Raw genomic sequence first — 18527 nt, forward strand, 5'->3', positions numbered from 1 at the left:
CCGGAACGGTCTCGTCACCGGCAACGGAAACCGCTGGACCAGGGAGCGGATCACAGCGCTCCGGTCCTACCGCAAAATTCCGGTGTTCAAGCCCGATCCCGGCGGCCTCGATCTTTGGCTCAACCTATCCGGCGCGGCCAAGCTGCTCAGGGTGGCCCCAAAAACGTTGCGGTTGGCGGCGGAAGCAGGTGAAATCGAGGCGAACCATCCGCTTGCAGACGGGCCGTGGGTATTCGAGCGCTCGGAATTGTCAAAAACGGCGGCCCAACAACTCAGGAAACGGGCGCAGAAAAACCCCAAACACCCCGCGGTATCGCACCCAGATCAGCAAAACCTATTTTCTTCAACAACATAGAAAGATGGGCGCAATGAAGCAGAGTTGTAGAACTCCATCCAGTTGCGGACACCGGCGCGTGCCTGCGACCCGGTCTCCCAGGCATGCAGGTAGACGCACTCGTATTTCAGCGTGCGCCACAGACGCTCGATAAAGATGTTGTCCAGGTAGCGGCCCTTGCCATCCATCGAGATGCGGATGCCCGACCGGCGCAGGCGATCTGTCCAAGCGAAGGATGTAAACTGTGATCCCTGATCGCTATTCATGATGTCTGGCGGTCCAAACCGATAGATCGCTTCGTTCAGCGCCTCGACGCAAAAGTCTGCGTCCAGCGTATTCGAGATCCGCCACGAGAGAACCATCCGAGTATGCCAGTCCATGATCGCTACCAGATAGAGGAATCCGCGGCGCATTGGCATGTAGGTAATGTCAACGCACCAGACCTGATTTGGCCTGTCCACCCGCAGTCCGCGCAAGAGGTATGGATAGGTCTTGTGCCCCTTCGCTGGCTTGCTGGTGTTGGGCTTCTGATAAATTGGCATCAATCCCATCAAGCGCATGAGCCGGCGGATACGCTTCTCGTTCACCGCATGGTCCTCATTCCGCAAGTGCCACGTCATCTGACGAACACCGAAGAACGGCGTTTCCAGGAATTGCACGTCGATCTGCCGCATCAGTGCGAGGTTCTGCTCCGTCTCACCCTGCGGCATGTAATAGAACGACGATCGCGGGATCGACAGCAGCGCGCACTGCTGGCCAATCGACAGGTCCGGATGGTCGCGCTCGACCATGCCGCGCCTCACTTCCCGCCCCAGGGCTTGAGCTTTCTTTCCAAAAAAGAGTTGGCCACCGCCAGCTCTCCAATCTTGGCATGTAGGTCCCTGACCTGGTCTTCATCGATAACCGGCGTCTTGCGCCCGCCGCGTTCAAAGACACCGGACGCACCATCCAGCAGCGCACGTTTCCATTGATTTATCATCGTCGGATGCACACCGAACCGGCTCGCCAGTTCCGACACAGTCTCTTCGCCTTTCAAGGCCTCAAGCGCCACCTTCGCCTTGAACTCGGGCGCATGTTGTTTCCGTTTCGACATCTTCGATCTCCTTCGTGGTGAAGATCAACAGACAGCAAATTAGAGCTTACGTCAGTGCCCAGTTTTCGGGGAGCACCTCACTCTGCCTTACTCCACCTTCGTTGACGCCCGGATGGGACGCTACAGAGGAACTCGGCGCCGGTGTTTTGGCCATCCTAGGTGTAGAGTTCCGACTACTTACCCCTTAGGTTGTACTTCTGTCAGCTCGCTTAAACAAATCACGTGCTCTTCATAGAAGCTCTGACTTGATATTTTCGCCCGCGATGAAGCGCGGCAGGTATGGTCGACGTCGCACCATGTTTAGCAGATCCCAGTGCATAGCTTTAGCGAATGATTGGTTCAGTCCGGCTGGCGGTTCGAATTTGTACATCTGCATGTGCATCTTCTCATCAAACCAAAATACCGTTGAACGGTCATATTCCGGTTGGAGATAGTAATGTATCTCCCAGATTATGGCACTTAGAAACTCGGCGATTTGGCTGGATTGATACACGAATGCGTGGTCGTAGAACCACTCTTGGAACTCCGGCAATGCCAGATAACATTCCTCCATTGTTTTGACGTGGCCGTTTGCTTCTAGCGTTGATTGGAAACTTTTCACGACGCCCTCTAGGCGGGTGAAATTATGCTTCCCAATGTCACCTGTCATCTTCAGAGCCTTGATGCGTTGAACTTTCATATCCAACTCTAGGTCCATGGAGGAGAACCAAACCTTCTCGATGATGGTATACCCATCAAGCCAAGATGCGAAGGCGCTTACAGCTTCGCTTAGTTGGGCAGTCGCCGGGGCGAGTTTCGGGTCGTCACATACCGATTTTAGGAAATGAAGATATGTCCGATGGGAACCGTCCCCGTCTTCCGGAGGCGGAGGGAGGTCGAATGGCATTAGCCCACCCTTTTTGGGATTTGGGATCGATAATAAGTCGCCCAGAAGGATGTTGAACAGTCGCGAATGCGCGCCGGTCCGGAACATGATGTTGCTCCAATCAGGCGACCATTTCTCGACCAACATGCCATAGTTGAGCATGTCGTCGATAAGATGACAGACCGCGTTCAGGATTATCGCCTCCCGCTCAATCTCATTCAGGGAAGGAACATTGAATGCAAGTTCTCGTTTCATCGGTGGTCTTTCTGTCAGGCCCTAATCCCAAATTGCCGCTAAGTTGGCGGCAAATGTCTCGCGACGGTCTGGGCTGACCTTGTCGAGATTTGACAGTTTCCATCGGACCGCGGGCAGTTCGGCAACCTCCTGTAGGTCGGCAAGCTGCCATCGCACGTTTCCGCGTTCGACACCGATCAAAAATTCTCGATGGTCCTGAGGCATCTGACCGACGACGATCTCGATCATTTCTTCTCGTGTAGATATCAGATCTTCGATCCGTACCGGGGCGGCCGTCATACCCACGAAGTTGTTCTGGAATTCCTGTTCTATTTCTTTTCGTCTGGGGGCCAAAACCTCGGCGGCGGGGCGATTGTGGCTCAAGATGTAGACGAGGAAGGCTTGTCGCAATGTGTCGCTTATGCCTTCATGTGCCAGCAGATCCCGCACATCGAAAAGGTCGCGTGGGTGCTGCCTGTCGAGAGCGGCCACAAGTTTACCTGCATATAGATCGTCACGTGATACGACTAAGGTCTCGGCGAAGCTGAATTGGTCCTCAACTTTCTCAGAAACGGCCATGATCGACGGCTCAAAAACACATCCGCGCATGACTGGCGTCACTTCGATTTTTATCTGTGCTTGTGGTGATCGCACTATCAATCGGTTAAGCGTTCGTTCCTTGGCCAATCGGCTCGGAAGGACCCGTAAGTCTGGTAGGGTTTCTGAGATCGACCTGCCGATCCGTTCAAGTGCTTCATCAATTTCCGTCAGTGACTCACCACGCGGGTTGACCGGTAGGTACGTTAGGTCGATATCGACAGACAGACGTGGTAGGTCGCGCACGAACAGATTGATCGCGGTTCCGCCTTTCAATGCGAACACATCCTCAGACGCGACGGAGGGCAGTGTCCGTACCAATAGTTCGACCTGCTGGCGATAGCGCTCGTCAATGGCCATCCAAGTTCTCCGGAACCGTAATCTGGTATTTGGAGTCTAACCGTCCAGATTTTGCGATCACCCTCTTTCCACTCCCGATAGCGATCTCTGCCAAGTCTAAATGCTTCAACCACGTATGCTGATATCGCTCTGCGAACCAGAGGAAGAGGCGCGTGGCCTTAACGCTGTCACATCGTTCGAGGAGCTTTTGAAGTCGTCGGGGACTCAAATCCGTAAGTCCGGTGAACAGGTCAGCTGCGTGTTCAAAGGATTGTCTGTTGGGGATTTCATCCAAGAATTCCAGAGTCGCTCTCTCAGGGCTTGAAATGATCATTGGCCATTCCCGATCACCCCACACAAATCGTTTTAGCCCACCTGATACATGCGATGCTCCGGTATGGTTGGCAGGGAACGTGAGATCGGGAAGTTCCGTGACTGCGTGTTCGATGTCGGCCTCTTTAAACAGCCTGTTTGCATTTCGTTGCTCAAATTGGATTGACGGATCGACTTCGCGAACCCATTTGGCAAGGCGGGCCTCGGTATAGAGATAGACGCGGTGCCCCTTGCCCAGCCGGACATAGTGGCCGTACCCTTGTAGTTCGAGGGCGGATAGGCCGCCTACCGCGACGGGCTGACGCATCAACGACTGCAGGGATATAACCAGATGTTGCCATCTCGTTTCCGCACCCGGACGTGTGTAGATTCCGCGCGCTGGCTGTTTCAACCAACCGTTGGCGACATACTTTCCGCGCAAGGCGCTGGAGTAGCCTCTGTCCTCGAGCCAAGCGGCACTGACCACCAAACCTTCAGGAAGGATGTGTTGAAGCGAGTTTAGCTTTTGACCTCGTTGCGTACTCATGGTTGGTTAATTGTGCCTTTTGTAAACATGAGATCGGTTTGATCTTGTCGATATTAGATAACCTATGGTACGTAAAAAAACAAATACATAAACTGAAAGCCGAAACCCGCCATGATCGTCGCCGACAATGAGACAGCAGTCGACCTGCTCTATTATGAAGCGGTCGCAAAGACGGTCGTACGCGTCGTCTCCGAAAAGTCAGACGAACCGCTCAGCGTCGGGGTCCACGGTGACTGGGGTGCTGGCAAATCCAGTATCCTGATGATGGTTGAACAGACGTTTAAGGATGACGAGCGTGTCCTGTGCATACGTTTCAACGGATGGCTGTTCCAAGGGTTTGACGACGCGAAAACGGTGCTTATCGAGACGATCGTCGAGGAGTTGATGAAGAGCCGTTCGGGCTCACAGAAAGTTATCGACCAAGGAAAAAAACTGTATCGCCGCATCAACTGGATGAAGATGGCGCGCAAAGCCGGCGCATACGGCATGACGGTTGCGACAGGGATACCCCACCCGGATACGCTGTCAGATCTCTACGCGGCTGCGACATCCGTCGTCAAAACCGGGGCCGAAGCCATTTCGGTGGACAGCTTGAAGAGCGTAGTCGACAGCGCCGGCGCGTATCTCAAAGACGCCGAGGCCGAGAGCACACCGCAACAGATGCATGAGTTCCGCCAAGAGTTCGAAACACTACTCGAGGTCGCCGACATCGACAGGCTCGTCGTCTTGGTCGACGACCTTGACCGATGTTTGCCCGAGACAGCGATCGGGACCCTAGAAGCAATTCGTCTCTTCCTATTCGTCCCGCGAGCAGCTTTCGTTATCGCCGCCGACGAGGGCATGATCGAATATTGTGTCCGGCAGCATTTCCCAGACTTACCGACGGCCACAGGTCCCGCGACCTACGCAAGAAACTATCTCGAAAAGCTTATCCAGGTTCCGTTCCGTCTACCCTCGCTCGGCTATACCGAGACGCGCATCTATGTGGCGTTGCTGCTCGTCTTGAACGAATGTGGCGATGACTCCGACACCTTTAAAAAACTGGTTCCGATAGCGCGTGCCGCACTCCAAAAACCCTGGATTGGCCCCGGATTGGACCGGACCAGCTTGAAAGTGGCTTTTGAAACGATACCGGACGCCGTAGAACGGGCCCTCGACATAGCCTATCGAATCGCCCCGATCCTGACTGACGGCTCGCGTGGTAACCCTCGACAGGTCAAACGGTTCATCAACACGATGGCGCTGAGACTCGCAATCGCCGAGGAACGGGGATTTGCCGATGAGTTGAATATGAGCGTCCTCGCCAAAGTGATGCTTGCAGAGCGGTTCGCGCCGGAAGTCTTCGACGCACTAGCGAGGGGCGCGGCGGACACCGGTTTTTCAGACGAGTTGATCGCCTTAGAATCGCACGCGGCATCGGACGGCACAGAGACCGTCCCTGTCAAAGCCAACGGAAAGGCGTCTTCGGCGAAGAAAGCGCCCAAGGCCAAGGAGCCTGTTCAACTTCCCGACTGGCCAAACATCGAATGGGCTAAGCGGTGGGCAGGTATTCCGCCGACTCTCGCCGAAGTCGACCTGCGTCCCTACGTGTTCGTAAGCCGTGACCGGCGTGGTGGATACGGGTCACAAACACCACTCGGTGAACTTGACGAGATGCTCGGCAAGCTCATGGGCCCGCCGTTACAAGTCAAACAGATCACGACGGAGATCAAGAGATTGACCTCTGTCGAGGCCGAACAACTCTTCGACGCATTGCGTGCCAAGGTTGCCGACGCCGAAGACCTTGTCGAAGAACCAGACGGCATGCACGGGCTGGCCGCCATCTGCCAGCATCATCCGTTCCTGCAGGCGTCGCTTGTCGGCTTCTTCAGGGACCTGCCAGTGACCAAGGTAGGGACATGGGTCATGACGGGCTGGGCGGGTGCCATCACAGAGGCAGAGGCAAAGGCCGCGTACGACGCTCTCAAGTCAGATTGGGCCGAACAGAGCGATAACCCGGCCCTGAGCGCCGCGGCGAAGGCTGCCGCAAGCATGGGCCGCAAGCGAGGTGAACGCTGATGGGCACGTCGGGAAGTTTCGGAGGGGGAAGGCCCATGGTTCCGTCATGGGTGAGTGATCCGGCTCCGGGTCCCGCGGCACCGCCGCAGAATCCGCCACAAGACGGTCAGGATGGAACACCGGATGATGGACAGGGATCGGACACCGCGCCAGCCGCCCCCACCCCCTATCCAGCAATTCAACCGCCCGCGCAGGGGTCCAACTACGGGTCCGCGCGTAGCGACATGACTTCGGGCACCAAGAATGGAAGTTCCGGATCGATCCGTCGTGGTGCCGGCAAGTACGTTGCTGCCAGTGGCGGCGGTCGGGCGGCCGCACGGCAGCTGGGAAGTTCACGCGCGCTCGCGGGCGGTATTGCCGGTCTGGCGAGTGCGATTTCGCGGGATGGTCCGGCAGAGGCGCTTCGTCGTTTTAACCTCGAAAGTCTGGCCGGGGCTCCGGCTCAGGACGTGTTCGTCGCACTCACCGACGCGCTCTGTCCCCCAGGGGGGACGATCGACGAGGCGATCGCACGCGACGCCTTGTTGGAGACGATCGCGGATCTCGCCGCCAAGGGTATAGGAAACTTTGACGAGCTGACGCAGGACGATCTCCAAGAAATATTCATCGGCGTCGTTTCCCGTTCTATCGAGGGAAGGATACTGAACGAGGTAGGCACCAATTCGATTAAACTCTCTCCAGACATAGCCGCCGTGGACCGTGCCCAGAAAATGTTGCACAGTTTCGTTGTCGGGTGCGTTAGGGACAGGTTCCAGGATTCCGGTGAGTCCGTCTCATCGCTCGATAGCGGGCAGATAGACGGCTTCGTCTCCGACCTCTACGCAGCGTCCTTCGATCTCATGCAAACGATGGGAGAGGCGGAATGAAACGTTTCAGCCTGATCACGCGTCTCGGTAAGACCGATGCCGCCAAGGTAAACGTCCTGCAGCGTGACTCGTCGGTGCATGAGTTAGACTTTCTCGATGGTGACAACCGCCTAGCCTATGGTCTGGGCCAGGCGTTGGCCCAGCTGGCATCTCTCGGCCTCACCACGCCCGAGACCGCGATCGACCTCGCGCTCCTCGCCGGACTGGTGAACGCCGCCGACACGCGGGTATCCCGTGACATCAACGCCCAGGGCGGATGGACGCGGGAAATTGATCTGTACCTGCCTGTCAGCGATCCTGACCGCTGGTCCGCACAGGCAGACCATATCGGCAAGATGCTTCGTTTCCTGACCGGAGACCGTTGGCGGCTGTTCTTCAGGCTACGACCGAAGGAGGCATCCTCTCTCAGCGTGGCTACAGACAAACTTCCGTTGCACGGGCTGGACGAAGTCAGTCTCTTCTCTGGTGGCCTCGACAGTTTGATTGCGGCAATAGACTCGCTTACAGAAGGGACGCACCCACTGTTCGTCAGCCATTACTGGGACGCGGAGACGGCCAAAGCGCAGTCATATCTGTTAGAGCGGTTGGAGACGAAGTTTGGTGACGAAGCCTTCAAATCGATGCGTGTCCGTCTGGGTTTCGACCGGAACGCGCTGGACACGGGTCAGACCGAAGACACGCAGCGAGGACGGTCGTTCCTGTTCTACGCCTTGGCCTCTCTGGCAGCCGCATCGTTCGGCACTAAGACGACCGTGAATGTGCCAGAGAACGGGCTGATCGCGCTTAACGTCCCTCTTGACCCACTCAGGTTCGGTGCGCTTAGTACCCGGACCGCGCACCCACACTTCATGGCGAGCATGCAGCGTTTGCTGGATGGACTCGGCTTACAGGTAAGTCTCAACAACCCCTATCGACACCGGACCAAGGGGGAGATGACCGACGATTGCGCGGACAAGGCCTATCTGAGAACTATCGTCGGCTCTTCGATGTCCTGTTCCTCCCCGGCCAAGGCCCGCTACAAAGGCCTCTCGCCGAGACATTGCGGCTATTGCGTCCCTTGCCTAATCCGCCGAGCGTCACTCAAGGCGGGGCTCGGATCGGACGACCCGACACTCTACACCGTCGAAGACCTATCGGCCCAGACGCTTCGCAGCGACAGGGCGGAAGGGGAGCATGTGCGCTCCTTCCATATGATGGTCGCCCGCCTACGCGAACGGCCGGAACTCGCGGGCATCCTCGTGCACAAACCTGGACCGTTGATTGACGCTCCAGCGGAGATCCCCGCCTATGCGGAGGTCTTTCGTCGTGGCGTGCTCGAAGTCGCCTCAATCCTCGACGATGTCAACGTCAAGCCAGGTTGATCCTTATGAAACCTGATTTCGTCGACTTCCATGCCCATCTCGATCTATATCCGGACCTCGCAGAGGCGATCCGAATATGTGACTCCTCAAGGACCGCAACGTTGGCCGTCACGACCACCCCAAGAGCATTTGCACGTAACAAGGAGTTGGCGGAGCACAGTCCGTTCGTGCGCGTCGCCCTGGGCCTGCATCCGCAGCTCGTCGCAGAACGCGCCTCTGAACTGGCTCTCTTCGCGGACCTGCTGCCCCAGACACGATATGTTGGTGAAATCGGACTCGACGCAAGCCCGCGCCACTACCGATCTTTTGAGGCTCAAAAGGAAGTGTTCGGAAAAATTCTAAAGCTCTGTGCTGAAGCTGGTGATAAAGTCCTAAGTCTGCATAGCGTCCGGTGTGCGAAGCACGTACTCGACATGGTAGAGGCCAGCTTACTTATGGGCCGTGGCGCTGTCGTGCTGCACTGGTTCACAGGTAGTGCCAGCGAGGCGCGAAGGGCCGTGGACATGGGGTGCTACTTCTCAATCAACGAACGCATGTTCGCAACACCGAAGGTTGATGCGGTGCTCAAGGGCATACCGACCGACCGATTATTGACGGAGACCGACGGACCATTCGTCGAACGTGACGGTGTGCCGGTTCAGCCAGGTGATGTTTCGAAGGTCGTTGACCTATTAGCGTCAAGTATTGGCGACACACCTCTCGAAATCCGGAAACTTCTAGCTCGAAATCTACGCAACTTAGTTTCCTAGAAAAGAAGCTGCAAAGACTCTCTCAAACATTGGGGTGCTGGATTGTTCGTGAGGTTTCACCTACCCCGTCAACTGTTTGCCAAGCCGCTTCAATGCGACACGGTCCTCTGCGGTCATCGTGAAGTACCTCGCCGGATAGTCAGGCGAGTATGTGCGGCTCACACGACCTTCGCCAATCTCTGCCACGATCATCCCTGCTGCCGGGTTGAACCGCCTTTGGTCCATTCCGCTTTGATCATGTAAGTCGGATAAGCTCACTGAGCCATCTCCCGCCAAAACGAGATCGACGAGATGCAAAGCGTCTGTGATCGGGCTCGACTTCAAGACAAGGGGGTCAAAAACCAGAAAGAGCTCCTCTGCCGTTTGGATGCGTGGGAGGCGCGTTCCAATTACATGCGACAGCACGACACAGCCCTCCATTTCAAGCTCAGCTAACGCCTCCTTCAGCTCGCCTTCTTCCATATCCGAAAATGCCGTTAGAATGCCCTCCTCGTCGATATTGTCAGGCATACCAGAAACCGAATGTTCACAGAGCCAACGGCCAATCCTGGATGCCAGACTACCAAGATCCCCAACTGTGCCTTCCTTAGTCTCGGGTTCGTTCCTGCCGCCCGTTTCCTCCTTAGCCTTCGGGGCAATCGGATAGCTTAAGTCCCCAAGCCAATCATCCAGCGCTGAAATCACTAGTTGGCACAACCTGGCGAACTCTCGAATGTCAGACCCAACTAGTTCCACGGTTTCACCCAGGCGCGCGTCTCGCGCGTTTTCTGCGAACTTGGCATCAACCACACCGAGATTGTGTCCGATCACATGCCGCTTCTGAATATTGAGATTGAGCAGCTCTCGCTCGTCCTCGGACAGCACGCAGAACGGATTGAAGCCAAATTCAGCATAGCGTTTTTGAGCCCTTTCGACATTCTGAAAATCGTTGCGCACAGGTTTGGCAGGCACAACACCTGATTCTTCCTTAGAAACCCTGTGAACGTAGACTACCTTTTGCACCGCTTCAAAGGCGGTCAGAACATCTTCATGCGCGTTACCCAAAAGACGGTACGCAAGTTCCTGTCGGTCTTCACCCAGATCCTCTGCTATCCGGGCTTGCTGCAAGACGAGCTCGACTTCTCGCCCGAAGTGAAGTGCGATATTTGGGGCACCGCAGTCCGGACAGTAGAGCGCAATCGCGAAGACACCATAATCCCGCCCGCAGCAGTCACAAATAAGAAGGCGCATGAGATCACGTCGACCAAATTGCGGGTTTGGGCGACGTGTACGTGTACCTGGTTTGATAGTGATCCCACCGCGGCTTTTCTGAGCAACGCCTTTGAGCATTTCCGAAAATGCAGATTCGACGTCTTGCATTGCCGCATGTTTGACGATCTTGATCGCGGCCTCCTGGTCCTTCGGATGCGTGAAGTCCCCGTCATCGCCGATGACACCACTGTAAGGACATACAGTCTTTGTCGTCCCTGGTTCCTGCCTCATCCGCTCACGCTTGTGCTCTTCGACGAAAAAACCGGCTTCCCTATTGCCAAGAACGAAGTGTCGGGGATGCGCGATTTCATTCGGAGAATAGCGGTAAACGCGTCCGTCCGGTGTTTGAGGCAGCGGAATAGCTAGCTGCATTTTGGATCCTGTGCCGCCCACTTTGTATTTTTTTAGGCTTTTCATTTTCATCAGTCAGCCCCCACTCGTTCGAATTTCTTGGAAGGAAACACACATCATTTCGCCATTGTACGTCACATTCTGCCTGTCCTGCACCAAGCTGACTACTGGTATCATCAGTCCTCGAAGTACTTCTTAGCTTGCGGGTGCTCCCTAAGCTGTTCAGGCCGGTAGGGCTTCACTTCACCAACTTGAGGCACAGAGTCAGCCTTTAGCCGCTGAATTACCGATGGGTGCAGCTTAAAAATTGGATCGACGATACGTGGTTTGGCCGGCCACTTCCTCTTTAGTGGGCCGAACTTGAACATGTATGTTTCTTCGTGTTGAAGAGCGACTGGATCCGGAGATCGGAAAAGAATGCTTTTGTTTATCTTTATCTCAGGTACGCATTCCTTCAACTCGCTGACCATCCAGTCCAACGCAATGTCACTGAGTCGAGATTCTGGTTCCAGATAACTGCCGCCCACATCGCTGTGGCACCCGGCAAACCATACTTGTTTCAACCATTCGGGCTTTCTGCCTGCTGTTTTCGCCGCCTCGGCTTTCATCGCCCACTTAACCCGTGGGAAATCTCTCCGATGCTCGTCTATGGCCAATGCATGACGGGCAAACCCAACATCGGAATCTAGCCACTTGTCATAGTTTTTGCGGTTCCAGACTGCTCTGTGACCGTGTTTCCAGATTGACCACCAATCGCGTGGATTCGAGATTCTCAATGGCTTTTCGGGATCGGGAGAAAAATACTTGAACTGCGACCAGCGCAACTTGATGTACCAAAATGAAATGACCGCCAGTAACACTCCTGGAGCGGACCAAAATATCCAATGCCAAGACCAGTACAAGGCCGCAGAGAACACACCGCCAAGCGCCACCAAACTCGCGATTATGAGATACCCAACAACTACATTTCCGAGCGCTGCAACTGTATCAAAGACGCCTATAAACGTGGGTTGTACGTTGCCTTGAACATCTTCCTCCGCACCTGGGACGAAACTACCGTACTTTCGTCGAAACCGCCTTCCGAGCTCTTCCCTTCGGGTAAAATAGGGTTCCTGACCGCGCGAGTATCCGTTCCCATGATTATAGACGAAATTGACTGCGTCGCTTGCGATCTTCCTAAGCGGCGCTCCATAGCGTGGGACAGCAGATCCATCCGGCATTTTGGTTGGGATGCCACAGAGGTTCATCACGTTAGCTACGGCGCGTGCGGTGTATGCACCACGTGAAAAACCAAACACAAGGATGCGATCACCTGGTTCGTAGTAGGAAATTATTTTTTCGTAGCAATCGATAACGTTTTCATCGATTCCTGTGCCTACTGCCGCAGAAAGCACGTTGCGCACTCGCTGAAACGTCAACCCGCCAACTTCTCCCGCCCCGAGGCCTGCGTCATAGAAGCAAACCTGTTCGGATGGCTTGATCGGGGAGGATGGACCGGGCCTGGCCGCACGATACAACTTATAGACATTTGAGAGCCGTTGGTCTGGCTTCATGCCACCGACTTGTCCGGTCCCATCCGAGAAAATTAAAATGTTCTTCGGCATGCAATTAACCCCGCTTCGTTCTTAATTTGTTCCTCTAAATCGCTATTCGCTGGTTGTCGTAAAGTCAATTAAACTCGCCAGACCAAATCTGGGGATCACAGAGATCTTCACAATCAGCGCCCATGGGAATTGGATACCGTTGGCGCTAGGCTTGAGCGCGCGAAAACGGACTACGAACCAATATGAATAACTAAATCCCTTCTCGTACGCCGTTCTTGCTCCGCTCCATAGTTGCCTCCAACGTATCAAGACCATCGACAGCAGAGCGCATCTGCGCCTCATCAACGACGCTCGCAGCCTCGGCATCCGCAACCTGGCTCCCAAAATCCATCTCCATCTGGCGCTGTTCCTCGGCGATCACAGCTTGAACGACGGGCGCGGTTTTCTTTGAAACGCCGTCAGTTTGCCGTGACAGTTGACCACCAGAAGCCTGAGCTGAGTTTTCCACGACGGCGTCAGGTCCACTTGGTCCGTTCGCAGGCGGCGTCATCGGCATGGCGCGCACACTCAGCGGCAGCGTGCCTTGCGATCCCCCTCCCCCCGGCTCCGGAAACGGTAGCTCGCCCGTCTGTGCGGCGTGGATCGCCTTGAACAGCCGATCATCAAAATACTGGATCCGCTTTGCCCGGACCGGCATTTGCGCATCGATGACCATGACGATTTCGTCGAGCGGCAGGCGGCGCGCCTCATCCTCAGGCAGCAACGAGCTTTCTTCGGTCCGGGTGGATTGGCTGCGGCCCTCGAAGGGGTTCTTGCCGATGGACTGGGAGCGCGTGATGACGGTCTTCGTGGTCTTGCCGACCGCCTTGCTCAGCTCCTCGACAGTTTTTTCATCCGAGGGCGTGAGATAGAGTTTCACGCCCGCGTTGCCCTGCAGCGCACGGCGGGTGTTCTCGCCATAGATTTCATCGAGGGCAGGGATGGTTTGGGTGACCACAGCGAGGTGACCGCGATAGGTGCGCAGGGTCTCGATGCTTTCGACCACGATGGGCATCTTGCCGAGGCGGTTGAACTCGTCGAGCATAATCATCACGGGCCACGGCTCGTCTGGCCCTGGGTCCTTTTCCTGCATGGCGGAGAGAAGATCGGAGAAGAAGAGCCGGATCAGCGGCGCGAGCGGCTTCACCATCAGCGGCTGGACGACGAGATAAACCGAGAAGGGTTTCTTGCGGATCGTCCGGAAATCAAAGTCCGACACCGCCGTCGCCTCATCGATGGCCGGGTTCTGCCATTGGTCGAGCCCCGAGGTCATCAGGAGCGAGACGTATGAGGTCAGCGTGTCATTGTTGGTGGACGCCAGCCGCGTGAAGATCAGCTTGGCCGCCCTGTTGTCGACCTCATGGCCCCGCGCGAAATACTCCTTCTGCTTGTTCCCACCGGAGGCCGCGATGCGGTAGATCTCGCCCAAGGTGGGGCGCTTGCGCTGGAAGGCCAAGAGCCCTGCCGCCACGAAGAGATCGATCCCGCCTTTGAGGAGGCCCTGCACCCGGTCGTTGTCGCTTTGCAAAAAGAGCGTCGCCAGGAGCTGCAGTTCCATCTGCTGGCGCGCGGGATCTTTCAGTTGATAGATGCGCAGGAGCGGGTTGTAGCGATGCGTGCGCTTGCCCTCCCAATCGGTGGGGGCAAAGCGATAGACCTTGTCGCCTAGGGCTGCGCGGTGCCGGGCCGTCGCCTCGAAGCATTCGCCCTTCACATCGAGCGTCACGGCGGAGCCCTGCCAGGTCAGCAGGTTCGGAATGACAAAGCCCGTGGTTTTGCCACGGCCCTTGGGGGCCACGATCAGCGCATGGGGGAAGACCTTGGAGCAGATGTAGTTGGCGCGGGAGCCCGGCGGCCCCAGCTTGCCGAGGATGAACCCGGTCCCTGGCGCCCCGAAGAAGCCATTGGCCTTCATCTCGCGCGCGGTCTGCCAATGGGTCTGGCCAAAGCGTGTGAGGGCCGAGCCTGAAAGGGCGAGGCTCAGCATCAGGCCGGCGGCGGCGAAGCTGCCGATGATCAGGTGAATAAGTTGCGCGTCCTCCGGGCGGCGGTCCAGGATCGCCATGTAGTTCTGCGCGATATAGGCAAAGTCGATCTCGGCCCCGAAGCCGAGATCCTGGTAGGTCAGCACCGCCGAGGCGATCGTATAGCCCATGGCCCCGGTCACCAGCGTTACCAGCAAGACCCCTGTTGCGATCCGCGCTTTTCCCATGGAGGCGCTCAATGGACCTGACCCCGCTCGGTCTCGCCATCCACGTCTGTCGCGCGGTGTTTTTCATATTCGGTGTCGGCAAGATCATCGACCACCTGGCGCAAGGCCTCCGTGTTGGCCGTCGCGGCATCCGATTGCAGATAGACCTTGGCGACATAGAGCCGGTCGAGGCGGTCCTCGAGAACCTTCTCCAGCGCATCCGCATCGCCGGATGTGAGCCGGTCGCGTTGGCGAACGTCCAGTACCCGCGCGATCTCGTCGCGGAAGGCGTCCCGCTCCGCCTCTGTCTCGAAGGGCGCGGACAACTCCCCCGCCCGCTCATGGTCCAGAACACGCGCAATCTCGTCTGCAAGGCGGTCGGCACGGTCAGACTGCGGCGCAGTTTCACCGCGGGCTGCGAGGAGTGCGTCGCGCGTGCCAACCCCAAGCCCGTCGCGCATCTCGTTTTCGCGGCGGACCTGATTGATGACCTCCGTGTCGCGTATTTCGACGACGGCCGCGTAGGTCGCGCCGAGCCCGCGGGCGAGGTGGGACGGCATGTCCGGATAGCGCGCTCGTAAGTCATCCGTGACAGCATCTGCAACGGGCGTGCGGACGTCGCGTCCCTCCATGATGCGGTCGACCTCGCGGGTGATCTCGCTGGCGCGGGCCGCATCGGTGATGGTTTCCCTGTAGGGCTCAGACCGGTCGATCACATCGCCGGGGCGTGCGAGCAGATCCGAGTGTGCCTCGAGATACGCGCGCTGCTCCGTCTCGATCCGGCGCTCCGCCCGTGAGACAACCTTCCAGTCCCGGTCCTCGATCTGCTGCGCTGTCAGGCCCTCTGCGCGCATCTCCTGACGGATTGTCCCTTCCATCGCCCGGACCGCGTCCGGGTGATAATGGAACCGCTCGCTGACCGGTTCCGCTTCCATGACACCATCCCGGCGCAGTACGTTCTCACGCTCCAACAGCGTGCCAAGTTCCACATGCACGTCATTGAGAATGTCGCGCGCCTGTTCCAGATCGGCGCTACGTTCGAGGTTCAGATCGCGCGCCTCGGCCACCTTGGCGAGATCATCTGCGATCCATTGATGCTCGAGCGCGGCGCTCGAAGCCCCGGTCTCGATCCGGGCCACCACTTCCGATGTGCTGATCCCGGTGCCCCGTAGTGCTACGTCAATGCGCGACCGCAAGTCCGGCTCGGCCAGTCGCGCGCGCTGGCTGGCGTCAATATTGGCCTCGGAATAGATCCCGCTCTCCGAGGGCGCCTCTGACAGCGAACCCGAACGCAAACCGAGAGGCTGCATGTGTTGGACCTGCGTCTGGATCTCGATGAGGCGTTTTTCCAACACGGGACGTTCCGCGTCGGACTTCTCGGCGATCATGCCCTGCACCCGCGCGAGCTTTTCCGCATAGAGGCTTCTCAGATCCTCGAAGCTTTGATCCTCGGCCATATACACATCTCCTGTTCGGTCCACCTGCCCGCCGCGCGCCAGCACCTCGCCGGCGCGGAAGAGTGCTGCGGCAATATCCTCGCGGGCTTCACGCGAAGCCTCCGCGGCAAGCGAATGGTAGACGGTTCTGGTGTTGGCGATCTCGGCCAGCGTACGCGTCAAGTCCTGCCCCACACGTTCCCGCTCGCGGGGTGCGCGACCCTCTTCTTTCGCCGCATAAACCTCGCGGGTAGGGGCTGGGTAATGTACCACGCCGCGATCCACCCGGCGCGTGGCCTCCAGGCGCACGCCGTACTTTTCCGCCTCCTCGACCATGGCGAGGCGGAAGTCGTCATAGTTGAAGCGGTGGTTGCGCCCCAAGAAGAAGAACTCGCCCTCCTGCGAGCGGCGGTTCAGCACCAGATGCGCATGCGGGTGATCGCGGTCCTCATGCACCGCGATGATGTAGTCGAAATGCCCCGCGTCGGTCTGAAAGAACCGCTCGGCCACATCGGTTGCGATGTCGCGCACATCCTCCCCGCGCGTGCCGATGGGGAACGACATGAGCATATGGGTCGTCTGGCCCAGCTTGGGCTTGAAGCCCGCATCCCAGCGCTTCGCAAAGCGCTCGGTGAGGTCCTTGATGTCGCCCGCCTCGAGCTTCGTCTTGCCATCCATAAACCCGCTCGAGTCGACGATATGGGTGGACTTGGTCGTTAGGTAATCGAGCTGGTTTGCGAGCTGCGATTTGGTATGCGTGCCCCCGCCCCGGATCGCCTTGAAGACCGCTGGCCGGTGGCCTGCTGCCGCGCGCGCAAGCTGGGTCTGCTTGGCCACGTGCAGCCCCTGCATCGAGCCCCGGACGCGGCTCCACCCATCCCGGAAGACCTCGCCCGTGACGGCATGGACGGCATCATTCAGCCGCATGCGCAAACTCCCTCAGCGCGGCCGTGGCCTGCAGCTGCATTGCGTCCCGACGGCGGCGCAGGAGCAGATCGATCTCGTCAGCAGAATCCAGGATGAACCGCGCCAGCCCGCGCATCTGCGCAAGGCGCAATTCGGTGAACTCCGGGCCAGCCCCCTGCCCCTGCCGGTTGGCCTGCGCCATCTGCTTGGCGATCTGCGCGACCCCATTACCGACCTCGTGCAGCGAGGCGCGGTAGCGCGCCATCTCTGCTGCCATCCGCGCGTCAGGAACGAACACCCCGCCTGCCGCCTGAATGAGCCGCCGCAGCCCCTCGGCCCGGCTCTTGATCCCCGCCTTCGCCAACACCGCGTCGAGCGCCTCAAGCTCCGCGGCCGTCACCTTCACACTGACGGCGGAAACCGGAATAGCGGTATCGGTCTGGCGCTCGGCATCAGCTTTCAGGACGTACCGCACGGCCCGTGCCGTCACCCCGAACTGCGTCGCCAGAGCGGTCGTCGACACACCCTCCGCGGCCTCGCGGACGATCTGCATCTTCTCGATCTCTGTCAGGCGTTTTGTTCGGGACATGCGGAAGAAAGACCCCCTATTTCCTGCCACCTTCCACCAAGGCTGCCCCCACCTTACGATAATATACAAAACTGTCAATTATATACTTACGTCGCATTCAGTCTCAGGCAGCCTTGGTGTCCGCTTCCCCCGCGGCCCGCAGGGACGCGGCTCTGCCGCCCTCACCACCGGGTGCACCACCTGTCCTAGGGGTCCCGTCCACCAGCCCCGCCCGAGGGTCTGGCCGAACGCGCATGTGTTCGGACGGAACCGCGGGCGGGCGCAAACCCCACCGACAGGGCGGACAGGCAGGGTCAAGGAGGGCCAGATTTGGCTTGCCAAATCTCTGCCGCAACAACCGGGAGGCCCTGGCCGATCGGTTTTTGTGGATGGCCCCCTTGAGGCTGACTGGCCGGTCTGTCGCGGCCTGATCATTCTGGGGGAAGTGCGTCCGTTGAATGCGCAGCGACCGGCAGCTTCGTGAGGTCGCCTCGGGCGATCTGACCGCCGGACCCGGCATCCCTGGAACAGGGATCGGGCCGCCCCAAGATCGTCCTGGGGCGGCCCATCCTCGTCAGAGTATTTAGTCCTGGGGATCTTTCGCGCTCGGCGGGAACATCACCAGCTCCGAGACTGCGACCGGGAAGTCGAGCTTGAGGCTGAAGAACTCCGATCCATCCCCGTTGCGGGTGTTGCGGAACATCGCACCCACGCGCTGAAAACGGGTGCGCTCCTGGCCATCGGTGTCGGTGAACTTGACGGGGACGGTGGCGACGTAGTGGTTGGTCATTTGGGTTACTCCTTGTTGCGATGGGGATCACCCGGCACGGGGGCAAGAGGCCCGGTCGCAAGCGCAAATGCGGAGGGTCCGCGGCCAGCCGTGGAA

The 18527-nt window shown here is 58.1% G+C and carries 16 protein-coding genes; 5 read left to right on the forward strand and 11 right to left on the reverse strand.

Going from position 1 to position 18527, the window contains the following annotated elements; genetic code table 11:
- Positions 1-355 (forward strand): MerR family transcriptional regulator (locus RID11_RS12560; protein ID WP_502949357.1); only part of this gene is annotated, 355 nt, incomplete at its 5' end.
- Here the strand turns inward: RID11_RS12560 and RID11_RS12565 are convergent.
- From RID11_RS12565 to RID11_RS12585, 5 genes are all read right to left on the reverse strand, one after another.
- Positions 325-1125, reverse strand: a complete 801-nt coding sequence (locus RID11_RS12565) for an IS3 family transposase (protein WP_350139630.1) — start codon at positions 1123-1125, stop codon at positions 325-327. The two genes, RID11_RS12560 and RID11_RS12565, sit on opposite strands and share 31 nt — an antisense overlap.
- Positions 1126-1133: 8 nt before the next feature.
- Positions 1134-1427 (reverse strand): transposase, encoded by a 294-nt coding sequence (locus tag RID11_RS12570; protein WP_350139632.1) that lies wholly within the window; start codon positions 1425-1427, stop codon positions 1134-1136.
- A gap of 229 nt (positions 1428-1656) precedes the next feature.
- Entirely contained in the window at positions 1657-2547 is an 891-nt protein-coding gene (locus tag RID11_RS12575; RefSeq protein WP_350139636.1) for a hypothetical protein, read from the reverse strand.
- Positions 2548-2568: 21 nt separating this feature from the next.
- Positions 2569-3483: a nucleotidyl transferase AbiEii/AbiGii toxin family protein gene (locus RID11_RS12580; protein ID WP_350139639.1), complete on the reverse strand. Its 915-nt coding sequence runs from the start codon at positions 3481-3483 to the stop codon at positions 2569-2571.
- Positions 3473-4321 (reverse strand): type IV toxin-antitoxin system AbiEi family antitoxin domain-containing protein, encoded by an 849-nt coding sequence (locus RID11_RS12585; RefSeq protein ID WP_350139641.1) that lies wholly within the window; start codon positions 4319-4321, stop codon positions 3473-3475. Before RID11_RS12585 ends, RID11_RS12580 begins: the two co-directional genes overlap by 11 nt.
- A gap of 111 nt (positions 4322-4432) precedes the next feature.
- On the opposite strand from RID11_RS12585, the gene qatA reads away from it, so the two are divergent.
- From qatA to qatD, 4 genes are all read left to right on the forward strand, one after another.
- Entirely contained in the window at positions 4433-6379 is a 1947-nt protein-coding gene (gene qatA / locus RID11_RS12590; RefSeq protein ID WP_350139645.1) for a Qat anti-phage system ATPase QatA, read from the forward strand.
- Positions 6380-6603: 224 nt separating this feature from the next.
- Positions 6604-7245 (forward strand): Qat anti-phage system associated protein QatB, encoded by a 642-nt coding sequence (gene qatB / locus RID11_RS12595; RefSeq protein WP_143747340.1) that lies wholly within the window; start codon positions 6604-6606, stop codon positions 7243-7245.
- Positions 7242-8606 (forward strand): Qat anti-phage system QueC-like protein QatC, encoded by a 1365-nt coding sequence (gene qatC / locus RID11_RS12600; protein ID WP_088652250.1) that lies wholly within the window; start codon positions 7242-7244, stop codon positions 8604-8606. The genes qatB and qatC overlap by 4 nt, the downstream gene beginning before the upstream one ends.
- Positions 8607-8611: 5 nt before the next feature.
- Positions 8612-9355 (forward strand): Qat anti-phage system TatD family nuclease QatD, encoded by a 744-nt coding sequence (gene qatD / locus RID11_RS12605; RefSeq protein WP_088652251.1) that lies wholly within the window; start codon positions 8612-8614, stop codon positions 9353-9355.
- Positions 9356-9415: 60 nt separating this feature from the next.
- Here qatD and RID11_RS12610 read toward each other — a convergent pair whose 3' ends face one another.
- The 6 genes from RID11_RS12610 to RID11_RS12635 all read right to left on the reverse strand — a co-directional run bounded on the left by RID11_RS12610 (position 9416) and on the right by RID11_RS12635 (position 18431).
- Positions 9416-11029 (reverse strand): hypothetical protein, encoded by a 1614-nt coding sequence (locus tag RID11_RS12610; RefSeq protein ID WP_350139650.1) that lies wholly within the window; start codon positions 11027-11029, stop codon positions 9416-9418.
- A 104-nt stretch (positions 11030-11133) separates the two neighbouring features.
- A complete protein-coding gene (locus tag RID11_RS12615; protein ID WP_088652254.1) occupies positions 11134-12561 on the reverse strand; it encodes a phospholipase effector Tle1 domain-containing protein in 1428 nt (475 codons plus the stop codon).
- Between the two features lie 190 nt (positions 12562-12751).
- A complete protein-coding gene (locus RID11_RS12620) occupies positions 12752-14752 on the reverse strand; it encodes a type IV secretory system conjugative DNA transfer family protein (protein ID WP_350139654.1) in 2001 nt (666 codons plus the stop codon).
- Positions 14753-14760: 8 nt separating this feature from the next.
- Positions 14761-17094: a relaxase/mobilization nuclease domain-containing protein gene (locus RID11_RS12625; protein ID WP_350139656.1), complete on the reverse strand. Its 2334-nt coding sequence runs from the start codon at positions 17092-17094 to the stop codon at positions 14761-14763.
- Positions 17081-17662 (reverse strand): helix-turn-helix domain-containing protein, encoded by a 582-nt coding sequence (locus RID11_RS12630; protein ID WP_350139658.1) that lies wholly within the window; start codon positions 17660-17662, stop codon positions 17081-17083. Before RID11_RS12630 ends, RID11_RS12625 begins: the two co-directional genes overlap by 14 nt.
- Positions 17663-18224: 562 nt before the next feature.
- Entirely contained in the window at positions 18225-18431 is a 207-nt protein-coding gene (locus tag RID11_RS12635; RefSeq protein ID WP_007120662.1) for a hypothetical protein, read from the reverse strand.
- Positions 18432-18527: the final 96 nt, after the last annotated feature.

This window comes from Roseovarius sp., assembly GCF_040219995.1.
Taxonomy (GTDB): Bacteria; Pseudomonadota; Alphaproteobacteria; order Rhodobacterales; family Rhodobacteraceae; genus Roseovarius.

Coding starts and splice junctions, on each gene's coding strand:
- RID11_RS12565 (WP_350139630.1), bottom strand. CDS start 1,125: ATGGTCGAGCGCGACCATCCGGACCTGTCGATTGGCCAGCAGTGCGCG.
- RID11_RS12570 (WP_350139632.1), bottom strand. CDS start 1,427: ATGTCGAAACGGAAACAACATGCGCCCGAGTTCAAGGCGAAGGTGGCG.
- RID11_RS12575 (WP_350139636.1), bottom strand. CDS start 2,547: ATGAAACGAGAACTTGCATTCAATGTTCCTTCCCTGAATGAGATTGAG.
- RID11_RS12580 (WP_350139639.1), bottom strand. CDS start 3,483: ATGGCCATTGACGAGCGCTATCGCCAGCAGGTCGAACTATTGGTACGG.
- RID11_RS12585 (WP_350139641.1), bottom strand. CDS start 4,321: ATGAGTACGCAACGAGGTCAAAAGCTAAACTCGCTTCAACACATCCTT.
- qatA (WP_350139645.1), top strand. CDS start 4,433: ATGATCGTCGCCGACAATGAGACAGCAGTCGACCTGCTCTATTATGAA.
- qatB (WP_143747340.1), top strand. CDS start 6,604: ATGACTTCGGGCACCAAGAATGGAAGTTCCGGATCGATCCGTCGTGGT.
- qatC (WP_088652250.1), top strand. CDS start 7,242: ATGAAACGTTTCAGCCTGATCACGCGTCTCGGTAAGACCGATGCCGCC.
- qatD (WP_088652251.1), top strand. CDS start 8,612: ATGAAACCTGATTTCGTCGACTTCCATGCCCATCTCGATCTATATCCG.
- RID11_RS12610 (WP_350139650.1), bottom strand. CDS start 11,029: ATGAAAATGAAAAGCCTAAAAAAATACAAAGTGGGCGGCACAGGATCC.
- RID11_RS12615 (WP_088652254.1), bottom strand. CDS start 12,561: ATGCCGAAGAACATTTTAATTTTCTCGGATGGGACCGGACAAGTCGGT.
- RID11_RS12620 (WP_350139654.1), bottom strand. CDS start 14,752: ATGGGAAAAGCGCGGATCGCAACAGGGGTCTTGCTGGTAACGCTGGTG.
- RID11_RS12625 (WP_350139656.1), bottom strand. CDS start 17,094: ATGCGGCTGAATGATGCCGTCCATGCCGTCACGGGCGAGGTCTTCCGG.
- RID11_RS12630 (WP_350139658.1), bottom strand. CDS start 17,662: ATGTCCCGAACAAAACGCCTGACAGAGATCGAGAAGATGCAGATCGTC.
- RID11_RS12635 (WP_007120662.1), bottom strand. CDS start 18,431: ATGACCAACCACTACGTCGCCACCGTCCCCGTCAAGTTCACCGACACC.